The sequence below is a fragment of the Clostridium beijerinckii HUN142 genome (assembly GCF_000621745.1).
Classification (GTDB): domain Bacteria; phylum Bacillota; class Clostridia; order Clostridiales; family Clostridiaceae; genus Clostridium; species Clostridium beijerinckii_A.
In genome coordinates, this window is record NZ_JHXK01000008.1 from 217,157 (window position 1) to 239,332 (window position 22,176).

18 protein-coding genes and 1 other RNA gene are annotated in these 22,176 nt (G+C 29.8%); 1 reads left to right on the forward strand and 18 read right to left on the reverse strand.

All coding sequences use genetic code 11. The features are described from left to right. Window positions 1–87 precede the first annotated feature (87 nt). From T483_RS0102635 to T483_RS0102675, 9 genes are all read right to left on the reverse strand, one after another. Window positions 88–2,256: a type IA DNA topoisomerase gene (locus T483_RS0102635; RefSeq protein ID WP_026885431.1), complete on the reverse strand. Its 2,169-nt coding sequence runs from the start codon at window positions 2,254–2,256 to the stop codon at window positions 88–90. Window positions 2,257–2,576: 320 nt separating this feature from the next. Beyond that, window positions 2,577–3,458, reverse strand: a complete 882-nt coding sequence (locus T483_RS0102640) for a hypothetical protein (RefSeq protein ID WP_026885432.1) — start codon at window positions 3,456–3,458, stop codon at window positions 2,577–2,579. A gap of 66 nt (window positions 3,459–3,524) precedes the next feature. Continuing rightward, window positions 3,525–4,484, reverse strand: coding sequence for a D-2-hydroxyacid dehydrogenase (locus T483_RS0102645; protein ID WP_026885433.1), 960 nt, complete (start codon window positions 4,482–4,484; stop codon window positions 3,525–3,527). A 316-nt stretch (window positions 4,485–4,800) separates the two neighbouring features. Beyond that, entirely contained in the window at window positions 4,801–7,161 is a 2,361-nt protein-coding gene (locus tag T483_RS0102650) for a glycogen/starch/alpha-glucan phosphorylase (RefSeq protein WP_026885434.1), read from the reverse strand. 2 nt (window positions 7,162–7,163) lie between these two features. Beyond that, window positions 7,164–8,651, reverse strand: a complete 1,488-nt coding sequence (gene malQ, locus T483_RS0102655; protein ID WP_026885435.1) for a 4-alpha-glucanotransferase — start codon at window positions 8,649–8,651, stop codon at window positions 7,164–7,166. A gap of 89 nt (window positions 8,652–8,740) precedes the next feature. Beyond that, on the reverse strand, window positions 8,741–9,760 hold the full coding sequence (locus T483_RS0102660; protein WP_026885436.1) for a LacI family DNA-binding transcriptional regulator: 1,020 nt from the start codon (window positions 9,758–9,760) through the stop codon (window positions 8,741–8,743). Window positions 9,761–10,180: 420 nt separating this feature from the next. Beyond that, entirely contained in the window at window positions 10,181–11,125 is a 945-nt protein-coding gene (locus T483_RS0102665) for a PucR family transcriptional regulator (RefSeq protein ID WP_026885437.1), read from the reverse strand. 30 nt (window positions 11,126–11,155) lie between these two features. Next, the gene (locus tag T483_RS0102670; protein WP_026885438.1) at window positions 11,156–12,265 is read right to left on the reverse strand and encodes an ABC transporter ATP-binding protein; all 1,110 of its coding nucleotides are present in this window, start codon (window positions 12,263–12,265) and stop codon (window positions 11,156–11,158) included. A 261-nt stretch (window positions 12,266–12,526) separates the two neighbouring features. Next, window positions 12,527–13,291 carry a transglutaminase domain-containing protein gene (locus T483_RS0102675; protein ID WP_026885439.1) on the reverse strand — a complete coding sequence of 255 codons (765 nt, stop codon included), beginning with the start codon at window positions 13,289–13,291 and terminating at the stop codon, window positions 12,527–12,529. Window positions 13,292–13,768: 477 nt separating this feature from the next. Here T483_RS0102675 and T483_RS0102680 point away from each other — a divergent pair, with 477 nt between their 5' ends. Next, a complete protein-coding gene (locus tag T483_RS0102680) occupies window positions 13,769–14,521 on the forward strand; it encodes a gamma-glutamyl-gamma-aminobutyrate hydrolase family protein (RefSeq protein ID WP_026885440.1) in 753 nt (250 codons plus the stop codon). 151 nt (window positions 14,522–14,672) lie between these two features. Here T483_RS0102680 and T483_RS0102685 read toward each other — a convergent pair whose 3' ends face one another. From T483_RS0102685 to T483_RS0102720, 9 genes are all read right to left on the reverse strand, one after another. Next, window positions 14,673–16,391: a S8 family peptidase gene (locus T483_RS0102685; RefSeq protein ID WP_026885441.1), complete on the reverse strand. Its 1,719-nt coding sequence runs from the start codon at window positions 16,389–16,391 to the stop codon at window positions 14,673–14,675. Beyond that, the gene (locus T483_RS0102690) at window positions 16,388–18,238 is read right to left on the reverse strand and encodes a S8 family peptidase (RefSeq protein WP_026885442.1); all 1,851 of its coding nucleotides are present in this window, start codon (window positions 18,236–18,238) and stop codon (window positions 16,388–16,390) included. Before T483_RS0102690 ends, T483_RS0102685 begins: the two co-directional genes overlap by 4 nt. Window positions 18,239–18,349: 111 nt before the next feature. Beyond that, complete coding sequence (locus T483_RS31860; RefSeq protein WP_026885443.1) at window positions 18,350–18,610, reverse strand: hypothetical protein; 261 nt, start codon at window positions 18,608–18,610, stop codon at window positions 18,350–18,352. Then, window positions 18,607–18,891, reverse strand: a complete 285-nt coding sequence (locus T483_RS31865) for an MFS transporter (protein WP_242841789.1) — start codon at window positions 18,889–18,891, stop codon at window positions 18,607–18,609. The genes T483_RS31860 and T483_RS31865 overlap by 4 nt, the downstream gene beginning before the upstream one ends. 20 nt (window positions 18,892–18,911) lie before the next feature. After that, complete coding sequence (locus T483_RS31870) at window positions 18,912–19,052, reverse strand: hypothetical protein (RefSeq protein ID WP_207641428.1); 141 nt, start codon at window positions 19,050–19,052, stop codon at window positions 18,912–18,914. Window positions 19,053–19,754: 702 nt separating this feature from the next. Further along, window positions 19,755–20,104, reverse strand: an RNA gene (gene rnpB, locus T483_RS30060) — RNase P RNA component class A. A 70-nt stretch (window positions 20,105–20,174) separates the two neighbouring features. Next, a complete protein-coding gene (locus T483_RS0102710) occupies window positions 20,175–20,480 on the reverse strand; it encodes a hypothetical protein (RefSeq protein ID WP_026885445.1) in 306 nt (101 codons plus the stop codon). Between the two features lie 154 nt (window positions 20,481–20,634). Further along, window positions 20,635–21,426, reverse strand: a complete 792-nt coding sequence (locus T483_RS0102715; protein WP_026885446.1) for a Nif3-like dinuclear metal center hexameric protein — start codon at window positions 21,424–21,426, stop codon at window positions 20,635–20,637. 11 nt (window positions 21,427–21,437) lie between these two features. Next, window positions 21,438–22,130 carry a tRNA (adenine(22)-N(1))-methyltransferase gene (locus tag T483_RS0102720; protein ID WP_026885447.1) on the reverse strand — a complete coding sequence of 231 codons (693 nt, stop codon included), beginning with the start codon at window positions 22,128–22,130 and terminating at the stop codon, window positions 21,438–21,440. Window positions 22,131–22,176: the final 46 nt, after the last annotated feature.

A 22,176-nucleotide genomic window follows, 5' to 3' on the forward strand; every position in this document is an offset into this window, starting at 1 on the left:
TTAGATACCAAAAAACAGATATTAATTCTATTGAACTAACATCTGTTTTCTTATTAAATTTCATATTATTTTTTGATTGTACCCTAATTACTTATTATCTATGAATTCAATCTTCCAATTGAAATATCCGCTTTCTTCATTTTTCTCATATTTAAAATACGCTGAAAATGTATTACCTTTTTTGCTTTTAAGGTTTCTAAATCCTACTTTTCCATTCTTAAGCAGAAGCTCAACCATTTCTTTAGATATTTTCTTACCAAAAGATGCTATGTATTTGTCATCTTTCCAAATCGTATATCTGCATCCATTTTTCCAGTTGCTGCATCCAAAGCTCTTTTCGCCTTCAAGTACTGGATTTCCACAAATCGGGCATGGTCCTATATTTTCACTATCCTTAGGTATTTCTACTTTAAATCTTGATAATGCTGCATCATCTTTTTTTATCAATTCTACAGATTGAATTGTGAAATCCATTATAAGTTTAATAAAGTCACTTTTAGCAAACTTTCCTTTCTCAATATCTGAAAGAGTTTTCTCCAATCTTCCGGTGTACTCCAAATCAAATAACTCTTTAACAGGAAAAGTTTCTACTAAATTTCTCCCAAGCTCTGTGCACATAAGATTTTTACCTTTTGACTTTAGATATCCTATATCCTTTAATTTCTTTATTGTTTCTGCTCTCGTTGCTGGAGTTCCTATACTAAATCCACTTAAAATCGCCTGCATCATTTCTTCTGAGTCTTCATCTTTTCCTTCAATACCCTTTCCACAAGTCTCCATTACTCTAAGTAATGTTTTTTCAGTGTGATATTTAGGCGGCTTCTTAGTAACAGAATTCACTTTAGAATCTATAATATCTACAGTTTCATCTATTTCAACTTTTGGCAGAATAACATCTTTACTTTCTATTTTCTCTACTACCTTCCATCCCTCTACAAGCTTAACTTTTCCTTTTGAAACAAAAATTCCATTCATTTCTGAAACATTAGCTTTTAATGTAACTTTTGTTTCTTCAAATTCAGCTATAGGCATGAACTGCATTATAAATCTATTTTTAATAGCATCATATACTATTTTCTCATCTGCTGATAACCCTGATGGCTTTATATATGTTGGTGTTATAGCGCTGTGGCTCTCAACCTTCGAGCTGTCAAAAATTCTTTTAGACGTACTAAACTTAATATCTTTTTCATATGGTAATCCAGCTTTTAATGTATCTAGAACCTTTTTTGCTCTATCCTTTAAACTTTCTTCTAAGACAACACTTGCTGTTCTCGGATAAGTAGTAAGCTTCTTTTCATAAAGAGATTGTGCCACTTTAAGAACCTTATCTGATGTCCACCCTTTATATTTACTAGTTATGTGTCCTTGCAAGTTAGATAAGTTGAATAAGTACGGTGGATATTCCTTTTTTAATTCTGTCTGTTTGTCAATAATCTTAGCCGTTGCTCCTTCAAGCATAGGCATAAACTTATCCAAATCTTCCTTTTTCTCGAATTTTTCAGAATCATTCTCATAATAAAGGCCCTCAAATTCTTCATTAGTAGAAGTTTTGAAGTTTGATACTAATTTATAATAAGTTGTTGCTGTAAAGTTTTCTATTTCTATATCTCTATCATAAATAATTTTCAAAGTTGGAAGAAGTACTCTCCCTATATTAATAGTTTTATTTTCTTCAAATTTATATTTTAATGTACTTACAGAAGTTAAATTAATTCCAATAATCCAGTCGCTCCATTGTCTTCCTATTCCAGCATCTTGTAGTGGCTGCATTTCCTTGTTATTTTTTAATGATTCCATACCACCTTTAACTTCATCAGGTGTCCACTCATTTAAAAGCAATCTATATATAGGCTTTTGTACCTTAAAGTAATCAAATAATTCATCAGCTATAACCTGCCCTTCTCGATCGTAGTCAGTAGCTGAGATAATTCCATCAACATCTTCCTTGTCAATTAAAGTTTTTATTATTCCAAGCTGTTTCTTTGCACCCTTATCTTCGACAGTTCTATCTACACTATCGCATTTCACCTTATACAAAAAATTCTCTGGAATAAAAGGAAATTTTTCAAATCTCCACCCCTTCATATTTTCATCGTAATCTTTCGCATCATATAGCTGCAAAAGATGTCCAAACGCCCACGTTATGTAATAGCCATTTCCTTCAAAATAACCATCTCTTCTAGTCTTTACATTAAATGCATCTGCAATATTTTTAGCAACAGATGGTTTTTCCGCAATAATAACTTTCGCCATGATGTATTTTATTATCCTCCTTTAAGCACAATTAAAAAAAATAATGGACCATTATACCTGCATATTCTGCATTTCAGGTCTATTATTTCTTTTCAGGTGCCTTAGTTATTACTTGTAGCACTTATATATATTAACACTAATCAAAAAATAAAACCAGTTGAAGTTCTTTATGGGAATATCAAGTATAAAAAATAGACAAGTAATCTCATGCTATCCATTTTTAATCTGCATTACATATTAAAAAAGGTATAAATGAATATATCATCTATACCTTTGACCTAAATTCTTCAAACTTTTCTCACCTATAATATTTTAATTTATTATTTCTTGCCAATACATAATGCTTTGTCTGCTTCTTTAAGCATATTTTCTATAACATCCACCGAAGAATATCCTAATTTATTATTAAATATTTCTGTACCGCAGACTAAAAATTCGCTTCCCAATTTAATAGCTGATCTTATAGTTTCAGCCGTAATACCCCCTTGTATCTGTATTGTACCATCAAAATTTCTAGTAAAATAATTAATATACTCTTCTATTTCTTTTGAATTCAACATCCCGCTTGAATTACTTGAACGTGCGCCCGTAGCCTCCACTTGAAATGTTAACATTCCAATTTTATCTTGAAATGGCAATACGAATTCTAATATTTCTTTCTTAGTTTTCGGAATGAATTTGTCTGTTCCAACAACTTCAATCACAGGACTTACACAGGCTCCAATCTCAATTATCTCATTTATAATTTCCTTCAATTCCTGGTAGTCCTTCACTACCTCTAGCTGAAAGCATACTGCTCCAACCTTTATATGTTTAATATCTTTTATATGAATTTTAGGATAATCCGTAAGAAGATGTATATTCAAAAATGCTTCATGTAATCTAACTAGTGCATCTAATCTTTCAAGGAAGCTTATGCTAAAAATATGAGAATTGACGCTTGGACCATTACTTCCAAAGTTACTATAATCGTCGAAGTTTATATCAACATGCAATGTTTTTATATTACCATGGTTTAGTAAAATTTCTACTTCTTCAATTACCTTCTCCTGAATTGTATTAGTGTCGAGTGATTTATCTAATTTATCCAGTATAGTAATTAATGCAGGATTTATTTTTATAACTTTTCCATTTATAATATCTTTTTTGTTATAAAATCTTAATGCCGATGTTCCATAAAAAATTTCCCTATTATTTTTCATTAAAGTCTCCCTCTAATTTAAGTTTTTATTGGTTCATTGTTATAACTTATCTTAAATAGGCAATTTTTAAATATCTACTCTATTTCTTTTTTCCCCTCTATTATATGCACTTATATTTTCTAATAAATCTGTAAACAATCTACTTCTAGCTTCTTCACTTGCCCAAGCTACATGAGGTGTTAGAATTAACCTATCTTTGTTTTTTATCTTTAATAATGGGTTTTCTACTGGAACAGGCTCCTCTCTAAATACATCCAGAGCTGCACCTCCTATTATCCCTTCATCTAAAGCTCTCGATAAATCTTCATCAACAACTATAGGGCCTCTTCCAACGTTAATTAAGATAGCATCCTTTTTCATTTTAGTGAAAGCTTCATAATTTATTAATCTCTCAGTTTTTTCATTTAAAGGGGCGTGTATTGAAATGATATCACATTGCTTTAATAATGACTCAAACTCAACCCTAGCAAAATCCGAATCTGAATTTTTTCCTGAAGTTGAATAGTATACCACTCTTGCGCCGAAAGCCTGAGCTATTCTAGCCACTCTTTTTCCAATAGCTCCAAGTCCAATTATTCCCCATATCTTACCGCATAAATCTTTATATTGTACCTCTAAATTGGTAAACATATTATATCTTGAATACTCTCCAGATTTAACAAAATTATCAAAATAGCTTATATTATCATATAAATGAAGTAACATAGCAAAAGTATGTTGAGCTACAGTAGTAGTTGAATATCCCCTTACATTAGTTACCGCAATCTTCCTTTCCTTAGCGTATTCTATATCTATATTGTTATATCCTGTGGCCATTTCGCATATTAATTCCAATTCACTTGCGTCTTTTAAATTTCCTCTGCTTAACTTAACTTTATTAGTTAAAACAATATTAGCATCTCTAATTCTTTCTTCAACTTCCTCTTCCGATGTCAAATCATAATAAATCACTTGGCCAAATTCATTTAATTTAATATAATCTACATTTCCTAAAGTTCTTCCATCCAATACCACTATTTTTTTCATACCCAATCTCCTTTTCCAACTTTAAAATAATCCGATTTACTCTATGATGATAAAAAAGAAATTTTCAACAATTATGATTTTGCTTACTAGATTTATGATTATACGCCTTATTTTTCTATATTAATAATACCGTAAACAAATTTAAATGTAAACTTATACGTAACTATTTCGCAACTTAATCGATACTGTATTTATATGTTAAAAAGTGAACTTAATTAGCTTATGATAATTATAATAAGTAAAAGATTAAAGAGTCATGGATACAAAAATTTTCTATATCCATAACTCTTAATTATTTTATCTTTTCCATCAATAATTACTTAATAGGGGCAGGTTTTATATACCAAATCTCATCTGCATATTGCTTTATAGTTCTATCACTTGAAAATGTTCCTGAGCTATAAAGGTTAGCAAAACACTTCTGAGCCCATTTCTTTTTATCCTTATAATCTTCAAACACTCTTTCTTGAGTCTGCTTAAATAAGTCGAAATCTGCAAGTACATAGTATTGATCCCTTTCCTCTAGCAAAGCATTATATAAATCCTCAAAATAGCCCGTTCTTCCATCATCTAGTGTACCATCAATTAAAGTATCAACCACTCTCTTAATGCTTGGATTTTCTCTATAATGCCATTTTGGATCATAGCTATGCTTAATTCTTTCAATATCCTCAACTCTAAGCCCGAATATATAATTATTTTCTTCTCCACTTTCTTGGACGATTTCTATATTCGCACCATCATAAGTTCCAAAGGTAGGTGTCGCATTTAACATAAATTTCATATTACCAGTTCCAGATGCTTCTTTTCCTGCAGTAGATATTTGCTTAGATAAGTCTGAACCTGGGAACAGTTTTTGAGCATAAGATACTCTATAGTTATGCACAAACACAACTTTCATCTTTTTAGAAACCTCTTCATCCTTATCTATAAGTCTAGCTATCTCATTGATAAATTTTACAATTCCTTTAGCTCTTCTATATCCTGGGAACGCCTTAGCTCCAAATATAAATGTAGTTTTTGGTATATCTAAATTTGGGTTTTCTTTAATTCTATAATACAAGTCTAAAATGTACAAAGCATTTAGCAATTGTCTCTTATACTCATGTAATCTCTTAATTTGAATATCAAAGAACGAATCTGGATCAACATTAATTCCTTCTTCTTGCTTAATATATTCTGCTAATTGAACTTTCTTTTCATGCTTAATTTCCATAAGTTTTTCAAGTACAGCATCATCGTCTTTATATTTCTCTAATTCTTTAATCAGCTCTAAATTCTTAACCCAATCTTCATTTCCTAATAAATCAGTTATAAACTCAGATAATTCAGCATTACAAAGTCTAAGCCATCTTCTTGGGGTAATTCCATTAGTCTTATTTTGGAATTTATTAGGGTATAAATGATACCAGTTATTTAATTCAGTATTCTTTAAAATTTCTGTATGAAGTGCAGCAACACCATTTACAGCTCGTCCTACAAATATAGCTAAATTGGCCATTCTCATCTGATCATTTGCAATAATTCTAAAATTCCATATTGCTCCTTCGTCATATCCTTTTTGTCTTAGCTCATTCATTAATGCTTCATCAACCTGATATGCAATTTGAAGTATTCTTGGGAATAATCTTTCTATTAATTTTATATCCCACTTTTCTAGTGCCTCAGCAAGTATTGTGTGGTTTGTGTATCCAAAAAATTCTTTAGCTATTGATAATGCTTCCGAAAATTCTACATACTCTTCATCAATTAATATTCTCATAAATTCAAGGATTGATATTGTTGGATGAGTATCATTTAGTTGTGCTACATTGTATCTTACAAATTCAGAAAAATCTGCTCCAAATTTTGCCTTGTGTTTTTTTAGTATATCTTTCATAGACGCACTTGAGAAGAAATATTGTTGCCTAAGCCTTAATATTTTTCCTGCCTCTGCTGTATCATTTGGATATAATACTCTTGATATATCCTCTGCTTTATTTCTTGCAGATACAGCTTCAATATATTGTTGGTTATTAAACAAATTAAAGTCAAACTCTCTCAAAGCCTCACATTGCCACAACCTTAAAGTGTTTATATTTCTAGTTCCATAACCTATTATAGGTACATCGTAAGGAACTGCTTTTACTGTCATATCTGAATATTTAATTATTTGAATTTCATCATCTTTTCTAACACTCCATGAATCTCCATATTTTAACCATGTATCTTCACATTCAGTTTGAAACCCATTTTCAATATTTTGTTTAAATAACCCGTTGCTATACCTTATTCCATATCCAACTAAAGGCATGTTTAAGGTCGCTGCTGATTCCACAAAACATGCTGCAAGCCTTCCAAGTCCACCATTACCAAGCCCTGCATCTTCTTCTATTTCTTCAATTCTATTCAAGTCTATATTCAACTCTTTTAGAACATCCTTAACTTCATTGTATAAACCTAAATTCATTAAATTATTTCCTAGGGCTCTTCCCATTAAATATTCTGCTGACAAATAATATGCCATTCTTCCTTTATTGTAAGTTTCAGCTGTTTCATTCCAGTTATCAATTATTTCTTCCAAAATAGTTAATGAAAGTGCATTAAAAATCTCATAATCTTGAGCCTCTTTCATCTTCACCGCATGTTTTACTTTCAAATATCTTTCTATACCTTCTCTTATTCTTTGTCCATCCACACTTATTCACACCTTCCATAAATTCTAGTTAATCTATTTATTTTATTTGCTAACTCATTAGTAAAAACACCGTCTTTTGCTCTCCAAGTCCAATTTTCTCCAATAGTAGACGGCAAATTTATTCTAGCTTCATTTCCAAGATTTAAGAAGTCTTGCATAAGTGCAATAGATGTATCTGCAACACTGCTCCATATTCCTCTTATAAACCCCCAATTATACCCTTCTTCTTCTGTAAGTTTTAAATATTCAACTGCATTTTCAATTTCATTCTTACTTCCTGTCGTTTGAATCCAACCTTTTATAGTATCATTATCATGCGTACCAGTATACGCAACACAATTTCTTTCATAATTATGTGGTAGATATGGATTTTCACAATCACCAGAAAAAGCAAATGCCAATACTTTCATACCTGGGAAATTAGTCTCAATTCTAAATCTTATAGTATCTTCAGTTAATAACCCTAAATCTTCAGCTATAATTTCTATATTTCCAAGTTCTTTTCTTATTTCATTAAATAATTTCATTTCTGGCCCTTTTACCCATTCTCCATTTACCGCTGTTCTTTCTCCATATGGTATGGACCAATATGCCTCAAATCCTCTGAAATGATCTATTCTTATCACATCGTAAAGCTTTAGGCTCTGCCTAATTCTATTTATCCACCATTTATAGTTTTCTCTCTCTAAATGGTCCCAATTATAAATGGGATTACCCCAAAGCTGCCCAGTTTCAGAGAACGCATCAGGAGGACAACCTGCGATTTTTAATGGAGTTAATGTTTTCTCATCTACTAAAAATACTTTGGGATTACTCCATAAGTCTGCACTATCTTCTGCAACATATATAGGTATATCCCCTATTATTTTAATTTCTAGTTTGTTAACATAACTTTTCAAGTTTGTCCATTGTTTAAAAAATTCATATTGGACAAATTTCCAGTATTGAATTTCCTCTTTAAGTTCTTCTTTATATTGATTTAAAACTTTCTCTTTTCTTAATTTAATATCATCGTCCCATGTTTGAAAACTTTTTAAATCAAACTTACTCTTTAACGCCATAAATGTAGCATAGTCATCAAGCCACATATCTTCTTCTTCTTCAAAGTTCTTAAAATCCTCATACTCTTTTTTCTTAAAGTTTTCATATGCCAATTTTAATACTTTCAATTTTTCTTTAAATAACAATTCATAATTTATATACTCTGGATTATCACCAAAATTTATTTCATTATAATCGGACTTTTTTAGCAAATCTTCAGACTCTAAAATATCAAAATCAATAAAATAGGGATTTCCAGCAAATGCCGAAAACGATTGGTATGGTGAATCCCCATAACTAGTCTGCCCCAAAGGAAGTATCTGCCAAAAACTTTGACCTGCCTTCTTCAAAAAATCCGCAAATTCATATGCATCTTTTCCAAATGTTCCAATTCCATATTTACCTGGCAAAGATGCAATATGCATAATAATTCCACTACCTCTTTTCATTCTCATTCCTCCACCCTCTAGGAATATAATAATAACTTAAATTATTATATCTATTATTTCTATTTTTAATATCCTTTGACTTTCAATAATCATCCCTTTAATAAATCAAAGCATGAATCCCTCTCAATTAATTTAGTATCTAATAATATATGTTGATTTTCCTTGTTTTCATTAATCTGAGATAGTAATAAATTTATACTCATTGTTGCCATTAACTTGTCTGGTTGCTTTACAGTTGTTATGCTTGGATTATAGTATTCACTTTCATCCATACCATCAAATCCAATTATTGATATGTCCCCTGGAATACTTAACCCACTATCAAGAATTGCTTTAGCGGCACCTATAGCCATAATATCTGAAAGAGCAAAAAATGCAGTAATATCATTTCTTCTTTTTAATAATTCCAGTGTCTCCCTGTATGCACCTCTGCTTAAATATCCCCCAACAATAACTAAATCATCATCAATTTTTATTTTATTTTTTTCCAATGCTTCTTTATATCCTTGCAATCTCAATATGCTTACACCCATATCATCCGCTTCCCCCAAAATTAACGCTATTTTTTTGTGACCTTTTTTTATTAGATACGAAGTTGCATCATATGCACTTTTAACATTATCTATACCTACTGATGAGTAATATTCCTTACCCTGTTTTGAAGCAGTATTCACGGAAGTTAATACTATGGGCACGTTTATTTCTTTAAAACAATCGTCTGTAATATCATCAAAATTCCCACCTAAACATATAATTCCTTGTAACTTCTTTTCTTTTATAAACGCTATCAAAGTTTCAACTTCTTGATCATTCTTGTAATCATTTTGATGCAATATCATTGTATATCCATTTTCATTTACTATATTTCCTATAACATTAACCATTTGAGAAAAAAATGGATTAAATACTCCTTTTACTAAAACTCCTATGTTTTTTGTATTTTGTTGTTTTAGTATTCTAGCACTATTATTAGGTATATAATTGCTTTCTTTTATTACTTCCAAAATTTTTTGTCTTGTACTTTCCTTAACATCAGGATGGTTATTTAATACTCTTGAAACAGTGCTGACTCCAACCTGTGCTAATTTTGCTATATCCTTTATATTCATATTCATCTCCTGAATTACTATTAAAATATAATAGCTCGGTATCGTTACCGCAATTTCCTGTTAATTCACAAATTTTAATTAGATAGATATTTAAGCATACAATATTATATTCGGTTTATTCTTAATCATGTTTATATAATAGTCATGTTATTTAATTAACTTTAATAACATTTTAACAAACGTGGAATGTTTATACAATAAATTCCTGAAATTATATTATATTTTCTTAATTTTCTATTTATGGTTACATAATTACTGCTTTATTAACCATTTTTTATAATTTATGACTAATTTATATAGTTACAGACCAACAAATTTTTTATTTATTACTACTTATTTAAGTTCATATGACTAAAAATAAAAAATCTCATCTGAAGATTACTTTTAACAATCTCCAGAAAAGATTTCTAGCTATATCTATTAAATTTTATTCTTTTGAATCCAAATAAAGAAGGCTATCTTAAATAATGCAGCATCATTAAATTTCCTTATATCGTAGCCTGTATATTTTTGTATCTTATCCAATCTATAAATTAACGTATTTCGGTGAACATACAATCCTTTGGAAGCTTCACTTAAATTTAAGTCTGATTTAAAGAAAACCTCTATGGTTTTTAACATATCTTCATCTAACTTGGAAAAACTTTCATTAAAATTATTTAGTATTTTTTCCTTAATATCCTGATTTAAATTATCCATAACTTCTTCAAATAAAAGACTGTTATGTCCAAATACCATTTGAGATACATTATATTTTTTAGCTAAATTAATTTTATACATATTTTCATCATATAACTTATTCAATAATTCATAATCCTCAATATGACAATAGCTTATATAACACTTTTCGTAAAGCGAGAAGTATATTGTTTCACTTATGCTAGATACATGTTCCTTTATATCTTCAAAAATACCGATTAAAATGATTGTATCTTCAAATATAAAAATAGCTATATCATTATTATTATAAACATTTTTTAGAGCCTCTAATGCCTCTATTATTTTTTCTTTTAAATTTAAAGTAACTAAAAATGTTTCTTCTTTTATTGGTGGCATAATTTCCTTAATCTTTTCTTTAGATATACTTAAGCCTTGCAATAATTGGGAAACTATTTTTTCTTTCTTATTATAATTATCTTTATATCTACCTTTGATACAAAACGCTAATATCCTTATGAAATCCTTGCGATTTCCTTCTGTTTTTATTTTGAAACTTTTTGGTCCAATAAAAAATGTATCTTCAAGTATATTTTCGCTAAAAGAATTAGGATTAGCCTTAAATATAATTTCATCGTCCACATAAACTTCAAATGGTATTTCACAATCTTCATATATTTCTTGTAAATATTTCACTAATCCTTTCATTCCCTCACCTCAATTGTCACTAACTTAATACTAGCAAATTCTCAACTCTGTTTCTTTGTCAAAAACATGAATATTTTCATGTTCCACATATAATTTAATCTTATCCTTAGGCTCTGCCTTAGTACTTCCATCAACTCTTGCAGTCATATTATTGTTTCCTGACTTAAAGTAAATGTAACTTTCAGCACCCATACGTTCAACAACTTCTACATCTCCAATTAAAGTTGCTGCAGGATTGTTTTCAATTATTTGAGCATTATCATCTAAATGTTCAGGTCTTATACCAAATACTACTTCCTTATTAATATATCCTTTTTCTTTTAATACCTTAGCCTTTTCTTCTGGTAATAGTATATTATTTTCATCAAATTTACAATATAGCTTTCCGTCCTTTTCACTGGCAATACCATTTATTAAATTCATTTGGGGACTTCCTATAAAGCTTGCAACAAATAAATTATTTGGCGTATTGTATATGTTAAGAGGAGTATCAACTTGTTGTATTATTCCGTCCTTCATTACAACAATTCTAGTTCCCATTGTCAAAGCTTCAACCTGATCATGGGTAACGTATATAAATGTTGTTCCTAAACTTTGATAAAGCTTTGATATTTCTGTTCTCATTTGAACTCTTAACTTTGCATCAAGATTTGATAAAGGCTCATCCATTAAGAATACCTTTGGTTCTCTAACAATAGCACGTCCTAATGCAACTCTTTGTCTTTGACCTCCTGATAAAGCCTTTGGCTTTCTGTCTAGCAAATGTTCAATATCTAATCTCTTTGCCGCTTCTCTAACTTTCTTATCTATCTCATCTTTAGGTGCTTTTCTTAACTTCAAAGCAAATGCCATGTTATCATATACTGTCATATGTGGATATAATGCATAGTTTTGAAACACCATTGCTATATCTCTTTCCTTAGGTTCTACATCATTAACTAATTTTCCGCCTATATATAATTCACCTTTAGATATTTCTTCAAGTCCTGCTATCATTCTTAAAGTTGTAGATTTACCGCAACCTGATGGTCCAACAAAAACTATAAATTCTTTATCTTCAATCTCTAGATTGAAATCTTTTACTGCTGTTACATCCCCTTCATAAATTTTATAAATATGTCTTAGTGACAAATCTGCCATATTTATTTCCTCCCTTTTCTGCTTTAATTATCTCAATTTATATTTTATTTAATGTTTTCTATATATCTATTTTACTATATGTAATCCTTTGTATTCTATATTGAGAAATCACAAAACTGCCTTGTCTTTTTTGTGAAATAATATAAAAGGATAATCAAAAAAGCATATACTAATTAAAACTAGATATATGCTTTCCTTATAACATTTTTAATACTCATATACACTTCAATCAGATTGTGTCACAATTCTTTAAATAAACGCTTATTTGTAATAACCATTAAAGGATTTAGGATATTTTTCTCTATCCCAAGTATAATTATTGTCAAGTAGAGTATTATCTCCAACTAAAAAGTATTTATTCTTATCACTTGAATCATTATTAGTGATATCAATCTGATACCACTTACCTTGAATTTTTACAGTATTCCATGAATGAGAAATATCCTTAATCTTTCCAACTACAATTCTATTTTCTATTCCTGCGTAGTTAAACATCTTATAAGCAGTCATAGAATATCCCTGACATACAGCTAATGATGTAGTCAATGCAGAATAAACATTTGTTGATTTTAATGTATAATCATATGTATATCTATTTATAATATAATCGTTTATAGCTTGTACCTTTTCTAAATCGGACATATCTTTCCTAATCAAAGAATCAGTAATTTTCTTTAACTCACTATCTATATAATTTTCCTGTTCTTTGGTTGTCAAATAGGTTACATCTATGGTTGTCTCTATTCCATCTTCAGTTACCTTTGCTTTGGGTTTTATCTCTAACCACGATCTTTCTAAATAATCATCTTTTGAATACGCATCCTTAATACAATTACTTATATCCTCTTCAAATTCTGACCTTAATCCGGTATATAAAATTATAAAATCAGCATCTCTATTTTCAAGATGGTTATAAATATAATCTTCCATGCTTTTCATATTATTAGCTTTGTCATATGCAAATGCTGTTATAGTAACAGCTTGTATAATAGCAGTTATTATTATAGTCTTAAAAAATTTTTTCATAATAATATGTACCCCCATGTCATTTCAACACTTCCAATTTCATCATATGTAAATCAAAATAACAGGAAACTGTGGTTAAGATTAAGTTCCGTATTGTGCTTCACACTCTTTTCATAGGTGTAGATTTTTTTGCGAATCTGCCTTTTTAAATGCATTTGATAAAAATCTGGCAGACGAATATATTTTCTTTTTTATTCTCTTCTAAAACGAAAACTCTGAATCATCTTTTTTATAACTTATACCCATAAGAGGCACAATGTCCACTGATTGTCCAGCAATATAATTCTTTAGATAATAAAAAAATAAGTTATCACTACTTATATTGTACTTACTTTATTTATTTTGTAAACATCAATTTATATTTTATTTATAACTTCTTGATTTTCTCTTATTTTCTTCCATTTATGCACAATTGACAATCTTGATTTATACATATATATTATAACTTATATATATGCTAAGGGAGGTATATTATTTATGAAGAAACCAATTGTAGGTATAAATTCAAGCAGAGTTATTAAGCATGAAACTGACTATTCGCATTCAGTTATAGAATCACTTGGCAATGATTATGTGGAATCTGTAATTAAAGCAGGTGGTATTCCAATTATACTTCCTATTCTTTCTGATGAAGATTCCATTAGAAAGCAAGTTGAATTACTTGATGGCATTGTTCTTTCTGGCGGAATAGATATAAATCCTTTATTATATAATGAAGAGCCGTCACCTAAATTAGGTTATATTTATCCAGCTAAAGATGAATTTGATCTGATGCTTGTGAAAATAGCTTATGAACTTAATAAACCTATTTTAGCAATTTGTAGAGGGCATCAGATTCTAAATGTGGCTTTTGGCGGCACATTGTATCAAGATCTATCTGATATAAATGGTTGTTATATAAAGCACCATCAACAAACAAAAGATGGAGCAGCTAGCCATACTTTAGAGATTCTTGAGGGCTCAATTTTATATAACATCTTAGGAGATACTGCCGTAATTAACTCCTTTCATCACCAAGCAATTAAAGATTTAGCTCCTGGTTTTAAAGTTACTGCTTACTCTAAAGATAAAGTAATCGAAGCTATCGAAAGTTGTGAGAAAAACTTTGTTGTTGGTGTGCAATTTCATCCTGAAATTATGACTGCTTATAATGATAAGAATATGCTTAAACTTTTTGAAGCTTTCATAAGCGCTTCATCTAAAAACAATTTGTTAAACAATAAAAAATAATTTAAAATCCCTAAATTCAAACTGCTTTGTGCATTTAAATCTATGTATACTTGCCTTTCATAAGATTTACTTTAGGGATTCTAAATTATTTAAAATATGAATTTTAACAATTAAAAATATACAATTATGCTCTATAATTTAATATCATAATTCACCTCATATTTTGGAACATTTTTAACACATTCAATATTCCATATCCCCATACTGGATTTGGATATAAATCTCCACTTCTTTGAACCGCACCTCTTTGAATATATGTTTTTATTGTTTGAGAATATATATTAGGATCATTCCCCTCTACAATTCCCCATTGAAATAGCATGGCACAAGTCCCTGCCAATATAGCTGCTGATACACTTGTTCCATTTACAATAGCAGTTTGATTATTAGGTGCTACAGTTAAGGCATTCATTCCTCCTGCTGCCACATCAATTCTATTAAGATAATCCTCTAAAAATGCTATTCCCGAATAATCTAGAACATTATTATTTAACTGATTGTATGCTGCTGCAGTAATTGTATATTCTGAGCTTGCTGGATTACTTATAGTTCCATACGGATCCGAGGAAATAAACCTAGTTCCGCCAACACTAACTCCTTCTTGAGGTATCCATGCATTAAATCTACCATTTAGAATAGACTGTCCAGTCAGTGTAAATCGCCAAATTCCTTCTGTTATGTTTAATAGCCTTACTCTCATTAATTGATCTCCTGTATATTCTTCTGGTACATAGTAATTTACTATCATTGAAGTGGTTTCAAACACAAATGAGTAAGTTTCTATGGCTGTTATTTCTGCATTTATAGTTCCAGTACTCTCTCCTGATGGTGATGTTATATTCAATGTCATTATATTTGGCGATTCAATCCAAATGTCAATTATTACATTTTTTTGCTCTGGGGATATATATAACTGTATTGTTCTAGATTCGTTAACCTGTGATATTGTACCTGATGTATGTGTTCCACTTGCACCTTGATTTCCCGAACCATTGACTATTGCAATTCCGCTGCTTTGAGATATTAAATCCATATACTGCTCTAGAAAACCATTTCCTTTATGACTTCCTAAATTACTTTCTAAAGGCATATATATTACCAAGGGTTTATTATTTTCTAGTGAATATCTGTTTAGAAATTCTAATGCTGAGAAAACAGATAGCATACTATATATAGGTATTTGTATATTATAACGCTCTTTATAGGCAATATTTTGAAGAAGTTTTACTACTACAAAATCGCATTCTGGAACCATACCCTTTAAATTAGGATTTTTTCCAATTGATCCGATTATTCCTGCCATATTGGTTCCATGGCCTATTTCGTCTTTGGTTGGAACTATATCATAAGGAGATTGTCCTGCCTTAAAAGCATCTATTGCTTGTTGTATTGTACTTTTATTATATACACTTCCGAACGGAACTCCATTCTTTCCAGTTTGCTGCTCAGAATTTATAGTTTGATCCCAAATGTATTCTATTTTAGTCTGTCCATTTTCTCTTATAAATTCATCATTTAAATAATCAATACCTGAATCTATAATTGCCACATTTACTCCTCTCCCAGTAAGTCTTAATGGTAACTCTAATTGCAGAAAATTAGCTTGAGATGCTTCAATCGGAGAAACTTCCTCTAGCGTAAATATATCTGGAAAAGATCTATATATTACTGTAGAGAAAACTGGATTTGATGTCCCCGTATCAAGTTCTACTGGTGTAGATAATATAGCATATTGATTATTAATTATAGTCGCATAATATCCTGGCTGTTTTGAAACTTCATCCTCAATGTTACCTTCGTATTGAACTATATAATGATAGTAATTTGCATCAGAAAAAATATTTATTGGAGCTCTAAAACCTTCCTTCATCTAAATTTTCCATCTCCTGCCTTTGGAATTCTTATAAATAATTTATTTACATAATACTCGTCAAACTTATAATCTTTACTTATATATTTCTTGTTAGTAATATTCATCCTAAATCCTTGGTTGTTATTTCTATATAAACCACTTATCACATTGAAAATACCTAGCAAATCAAAATCACCATATCCCGTTTCTCTGCTAGGATATCTATTAGCTGAATTTCTGTTAGCACCATACATTATGTATGTTCTAATTTTCTTAGTATACATGGTAGGATCATTACCATCTACAATCCCCCATTGTAATAAAAGCGCACATGCTCCAGCCACTACAGCTGTAGCCGCAGAACTACCCGAAAATGTTGTTACTCCTCCTGCAACCTTTGTTGTTAATATATTTACGCCTATAGTTGAAATATCTGGGTTAATCAATCCATTAATATTAAATCCTTTACCAGAAGCCGCAATTAATGCATTGTTATTCCCATAATAAGATACTGTGATAACATTAACAGCTGTTGATGGTATTGTTAGAGTAGTAAATGGATCCGATTCAAGAAATATTGTATTTTCTGGTAAGGTGCTTTTAGGAGGAAGCCATATGTCATACCTACCATTTGTTATATATTCACCTATAAGATTAAAAGTCCATGTTCCTGGTTTTATATTACTAAACGTAAGACTTATTACTTGATGTCCTGTAAAATGTTCTGGCGAGTAGAATCTTACTAACATATCTGTATTTAAAAAAACAAATCTTATTGGTTGCACTTTATTTATTTTAGATTGTATAACTGCCGAAGCTTCACCTGTCGGAGAAATTACATTTATTGATGCAATATTCGGCCTTCGTATCCATATATAAATCGGAAGATATTTTATTTCTCTTGGTATTCTTAGCTCTATTACTTTTATATCTCCTACATTTCTAATATACCCTGATACATGACCTTGAGAATCCCCCTCATTTCCTACCCCATTTACTACGCACAATCCTCTGCTATTCCCAATAGATGTTATATATCTTGAAATTAAATTGTTACCATCATGACTACCTTCAGTACTTCCAACACCTAGATAAATAACCATTGGTTGTTTACGTTCTACTGCAACTCTCCTCAAATATTCTACTCCTGCTACAATTTCAGATGCATTATATACTGGAGTGTGCGGAACTCCGTTTTCTTGCAATTGCCTTTTGAAATTAGTAGATTCAAAAAGCTTAACAATAACAAAATCACTTGCATTTGCAATTCCTTGAAATTCAGTGTTGTATCCCCTTGCTCCTATAATCCCAGCAGCTTTTGTTCCATGTCCAACTTCATCTCTAGAAGGAACTATTTGATATGGGTCTCCATTATTCCTCTTAGCTGCAATAGCATTATTAATTTGGTCATTTGAATAAGTCTGGCCTATATATACAGAGTCACTGGTATTACTTTGAATAGATTGATCCCATATACTTATTATTCTTGATGTATCATCTTCTCTTATAAATTCATCATTTAAATAATCTATACCTGTATCAACTATCCCTATCAGAACTCCCCTTCCATTCAAATCTAAAAATGGATTTATCTTTATGTTATTTATATTATCTACAGATGATGGTGAAATATCTTCTAAAACATAAATTGTCCTAAAATCATAAAATACAATTGCTGGCACATCATTTAGGAGTCTATCAAGATCATTGTTTCGTACAGATACTACTCCGATATTGCCTGTAATTATATCCCCACAAGCATAAGATAACTTATCTATTTGTTCTTTAAAATTCCCTCTATACTCAATCAAATAATTTGCCGAATCGGGATCATAATATAAATTACAGTCACGTAAATCAGACATATCTAACTCCTAATATTACTTGCATTAATACTATATATATTTTTATATTGTTTATTTGATGATTGAAATTATTTGCTGACCTAAATTAATAACTAGGATATTCCTTAATACTTAAATCAAATCCTTCATTACTTTACAATTTATAATGAAATAATTACAAAAAGCAATAAACATTTTATTATAATGCTTATTGCTTAAAATATAACTTGGTTTTATATATAAAATTCCTCCAATAATATCCATTATAGCCATAGTCAATTGCCAACTTTGTCCAATACCCATTGTTTTTGAGAATTGACCTGCTAATAATGGCACACAAAATGCAGCAACAACTTGTCCTATATTTGCTAAAAATGTTCTATAAGTAGTCATGCTAACACAGACTCATGCTGATCTCTAGTCAAAGCTCCATAAGGAACATTAACAAATGTATAGCAGACAGATAGAGCAATGTATGTTGCATAAGCATATATCATTTTTCCACCTTCACTTAGCTGTGGTGTGCTAAAACACAATATAGCTAAAATTGCGAAAGGTACTGCGCCGTATAACAAAAATGGTCTAAACTTACCATATTTAGTATTTGTTTTATCAATAATCATTACTACAAGCGGGTCTGAAACAGCATCTAAAATACGAACTATAAAAAACATAAATGCCGCTGCACTTGATGTCAACCCAAAAACATCAGTGTAAAAAACAATAAATAACTAGAGATACTTGCATATACAAGATTACATGCAAAATCTCCAAAATCATACCCGATTTTTTCTCTTGTAGAAATACTTGTCTGTATCATTTTAGTTTGCTTCATAAAATTACCTCCTAATATTTTAGATGTAACCTACTATTCCTGTAATGAAAATTAATTTTCTAGACACGTTAACATTTACTCTATAAAATCTTAAATTTGATTTTATAATTGTAAATACTTACACAACATTAATAGGCCTTTATATTAAATAATGCTGTCTGCAATTCCTTATAATTAACGTTATCAAATCTCTTACATATTATAAAAACAGGTTTCCTCTTCCCTACAAAATATATTTAAACTAGTACCTTATATAATTTATACATCGATTACATTACAATTATGAGTTATTCAGCGACAATAATAAATAAACTATTTTCTATTTATTGTTTGTTATTTTATGTTCTTTTCCTCTTTACTAACTAAATCAAAATTTAATTAATATTATCTACTATATAAATTTAATCTAACTTTGTACAAATAAAAACTTTAATAAAATCTTTTATTTGATTTTTAACAAAGTTTCTTTTAATTATTTTATCCTTAATTTGATTCATCTAAGTGTAAACTTTAACTAAATAAAAAAACACAAAAATTTATTTCTAAACTTTTGTGTTTGCCACTATTACGAGTATACATATTATTTAAATATTCATTCAATAAAATATTTCTCTGCATTATAAAATATTTTATACGCAAAAAAAGCAAGTGAAAATTAAGGGAAATACGAATATCGTATTCCTCAAATCCTTGCAATTACTTGTTGCGAGATAAGCCATAAGCCGAGTTCTGTATTAAGCAATCATCTATCTAGGCCTACTGTTGCCAGTAAGCTCAAGCGACGCACCCAGAGGCGGGACGGGCAGCCCCTTTAATTGCCTCTCTATTCGGTCTTGCTCCAAGTGGGGTTTACATAGCCGTGAAGTCTCCATCACGCTGGTGAGCTCTTACCATCACCTTTCCACCCTTACCTAAGTAAAACTTAGGCGGTATATCTCTGTTGCACTTTCCTTCAAGTCACCTTGACTGGACGTTATCCAGCACCCTGCCCTATGGAGCTCGGACTTTCCTCTCCTAGATCTACGTCTAGCAGCGATTGCACGTCTCACTCGCAAAATCTATATTAACATATATCCTTTTAAGATGCAAATATATTTTTCATACAACATTTCTAAATTATAGTTATATTAAAAAAAATATTACTGTTAATAATAATATTACTATTATTCCATATAAACTTACACCACAAAATAATAACGTTAATAATATAAGTCCGCCAACAATTAATTTAGGATAAAGTAAAAATAAAAGAGGATTCTTGCTAGGGAAAAATGGCGGAAACCGTCCATTCCATCCACCATACTTACTTTTTCTGCTTCCTCCCCTAAAAAAATTTCGTATTGTTCTCTTACTATGTTTAAAAAAATTTTTCAAGTCATCTTTTAGCTCTTCACTATCCTTATTATTAAAATCATGATCTTTCCCCATAATCCACCGCATAATTATTATTTCAATATTAGTATATGCATGTATTCAATTTTTTAGTAAACTCTTTTTCAAGGTATCGTTCTTAAGAACTAATATTAAAATGGTTTAGTACATCAACCATTTTAATATAAAGTTCTACCAATCACTCTATTTATTAAATAAACTCATAAGGATCTTCACATTTTCTTGAAGCAATAAACTCTACACCTTTAAATTTTGCCCTTAAAAAATCTAATGTTTTTAAAAACACAAGATATTCTGTTGAGAAATGTCCTGCATCTATTATGCTTACACCTAATTCTTTGAAATCTGATGCAAAGTGATATGTTGTATCCCCTGTTACTATACAATCTGCACCAAGATCTTTTGCTTTATAAAAGAAATCTTGCCCACTGCCATTAATTATAGCTATTGTTTTTGCTTTATCTTTTCCCCTAACAATCCTCATATTTTTTATATTTAAATTTTTTTTAATATTTTCTATAAGATCATTTAACATTATTTCTTCTTCTAATTTAATTAATCTTCCAATTCCGCCATCTTTGTAATTATTAGATTCATTGGGTTCAATAATTTGTTGTGATTCAAAGCCTAAAATTCCAACTATAGTTTCGTTAATTCCACCTTTAGCACTGTCTAAGTTTGTATGGCAAGAATATAAAGCTATATCCTTTTTAATTAAGCGTATCAACTTATTCCCTAATAAATCTCCTTTAACTATATTTTTAGGCCTTTTGAATAGCAGAGGGTGATGAGTTATTATTAATTCACATCTTAAATCTACTGCTTCTTCAATTACTTCATTTGTACAATCTAAAGACAACAAAACCTTGTTTATATTCTTATCTTCATCTCCAACCATCAGGCCAACATTATCATAAGATTCCATCAAAAATTTTGGTGCAAATATTTCTATTTCTTTTATTATATCTTTAACTTTGACCATAATTTCACCACCTAAAAACTTTTTAATAGTTTTTTTAACTTCTCATTCTTTTCTATCAATTCATTTTTTCTTGAAATTGCATGTTCAGTATTATCTCTAATAAAATCTATCACTTTTTCATTTTTTTCAATTTTACTTTCTATATATGATTTAAATAAAGGTAATTTTTTGTTTAATATAAAGGGACTTATCTCATAAAATATATTTTCTAATTTTATATAGTCTCCTTTCTTATATTTAACTTTAAATATCTCATAATACTTGTCTTCATCCAAGCAAATATCCTCTTCTAATATTTCATAATTACTGCTATATAAATATTCCCTTAATACTTCTGGATTTTGCGCCGGTTGAAGCAATAAATATTCTAATTCTTTTACCTTATCTAAATCATTTTCCAATATATCTCTAATTAAATTGCCACCCATCCCAGCAATTATTACAGCCTGAACTTCTTTATTTTTTAATACAGATAAACCGCTTCCTAATCTTAAATCTACTTTATCTAGTACTCCATCAAGTGCAGCATTAACTTTTGCTTTTTTCAGTGGATCTTTATTAACATCTGATGCAATAACTTTATTAACAATATTATGTTTAACTAGATATATTGGTATATATCCATGATCTGTTCCGACATCCATTATTACTTCTACTTTATTAATTTTTTCTATAATCCATTTCAGTCTTTTACTTAATTCCATATTTACCTCTCTTTTATTTTATTTATAAATTTAAATCTTCTACTTA

Excerpts from the sequence above, each read along its gene's own strand:
- T483_RS0102635 (WP_026885431.1), bottom strand. The coding sequence starts at position 2,256 with ATGGCGAAAGTTATTATTGCGGAAAAACCATCTGTTGCTAAAAATATT.
- T483_RS0102640 (WP_026885432.1), bottom strand. The coding sequence starts at position 3,458 with ATGAAAAATAATAGGGAAATTTTTTATGGAACATCGGCATTAAGATTT.
- T483_RS0102645 (WP_026885433.1), bottom strand. The coding sequence starts at position 4,484 with ATGAAAAAAATAGTGGTATTGGATGGAAGAACTTTAGGAAATGTAGAT.
- malQ (WP_026885435.1), bottom strand. The coding sequence starts at position 8,651 with ATGAAAAGAGGTAGTGGAATTATTATGCATATTGCATCTTTGCCAGGT.
- T483_RS0102660 (WP_026885436.1), bottom strand. The coding sequence starts at position 9,760 with ATGAATATAAAGGATATAGCAAAATTAGCACAGGTTGGAGTCAGCACT.
- T483_RS0102665 (WP_026885437.1), bottom strand. The coding sequence starts at position 11,125 with ATGAAAGGATTAGTGAAATATTTACAAGAAATATATGAAGATTGTGAA.
- T483_RS0102670 (WP_026885438.1), bottom strand. The coding sequence starts at position 12,265 with ATGGCAGATTTGTCACTAAGACATATTTATAAAATTTATGAAGGGGAT.
- T483_RS0102675 (WP_026885439.1), bottom strand. The coding sequence starts at position 13,291 with ATGAAAAAATTTTTTAAGACTATAATAATAACTGCTATTATACAAGCT.
- T483_RS0102680 (WP_026885440.1), top strand. The coding sequence starts at position 13,769 with ATGAAGAAACCAATTGTAGGTATAAATTCAAGCAGAGTTATTAAGCAT.
- T483_RS0102685 (WP_026885441.1), bottom strand. The coding sequence starts at position 16,391 with ATGAAGGAAGGTTTTAGAGCTCCAATAAATATTTTTTCTGATGCAAAT.
- T483_RS0102690 (WP_026885442.1), bottom strand. The coding sequence starts at position 18,238 with ATGTCTGATTTACGTGACTGTAATTTATATTATGATCCCGATTCGGCA.
- T483_RS31860 (WP_026885443.1), bottom strand. The coding sequence starts at position 18,610 with ATGACTACTTATAGAACATTTTTAGCAAATATAGGACAAGTTGTTGCT.
- T483_RS31865 (WP_242841789.1), bottom strand. The coding sequence starts at position 18,891 with ATGTTTTTTATAGTTCGTATTTTAGATGCTGTTTCAGACCCGCTTGTA.
- T483_RS31870 (WP_207641428.1), bottom strand. The coding sequence starts at position 19,052 with ATGAAGCAAACTAAAATGATACAGACAAGTATTTCTACAAGAGAAAAA.
- T483_RS0102710 (WP_026885445.1), bottom strand. The coding sequence starts at position 20,480 with ATGGGGAAAGATCATGATTTTAATAATAAGGATAGTGAAGAGCTAAAA.
- T483_RS0102715 (WP_026885446.1), bottom strand. The coding sequence starts at position 21,426 with ATGGTCAAAGTTAAAGATATAATAAAAGAAATAGAAATATTTGCACCA.
- T483_RS0102720 (WP_026885447.1), bottom strand. The coding sequence starts at position 22,130 with ATGGAATTAAGTAAAAGACTGAAATGGATTATAGAAAAAATTAATAAA.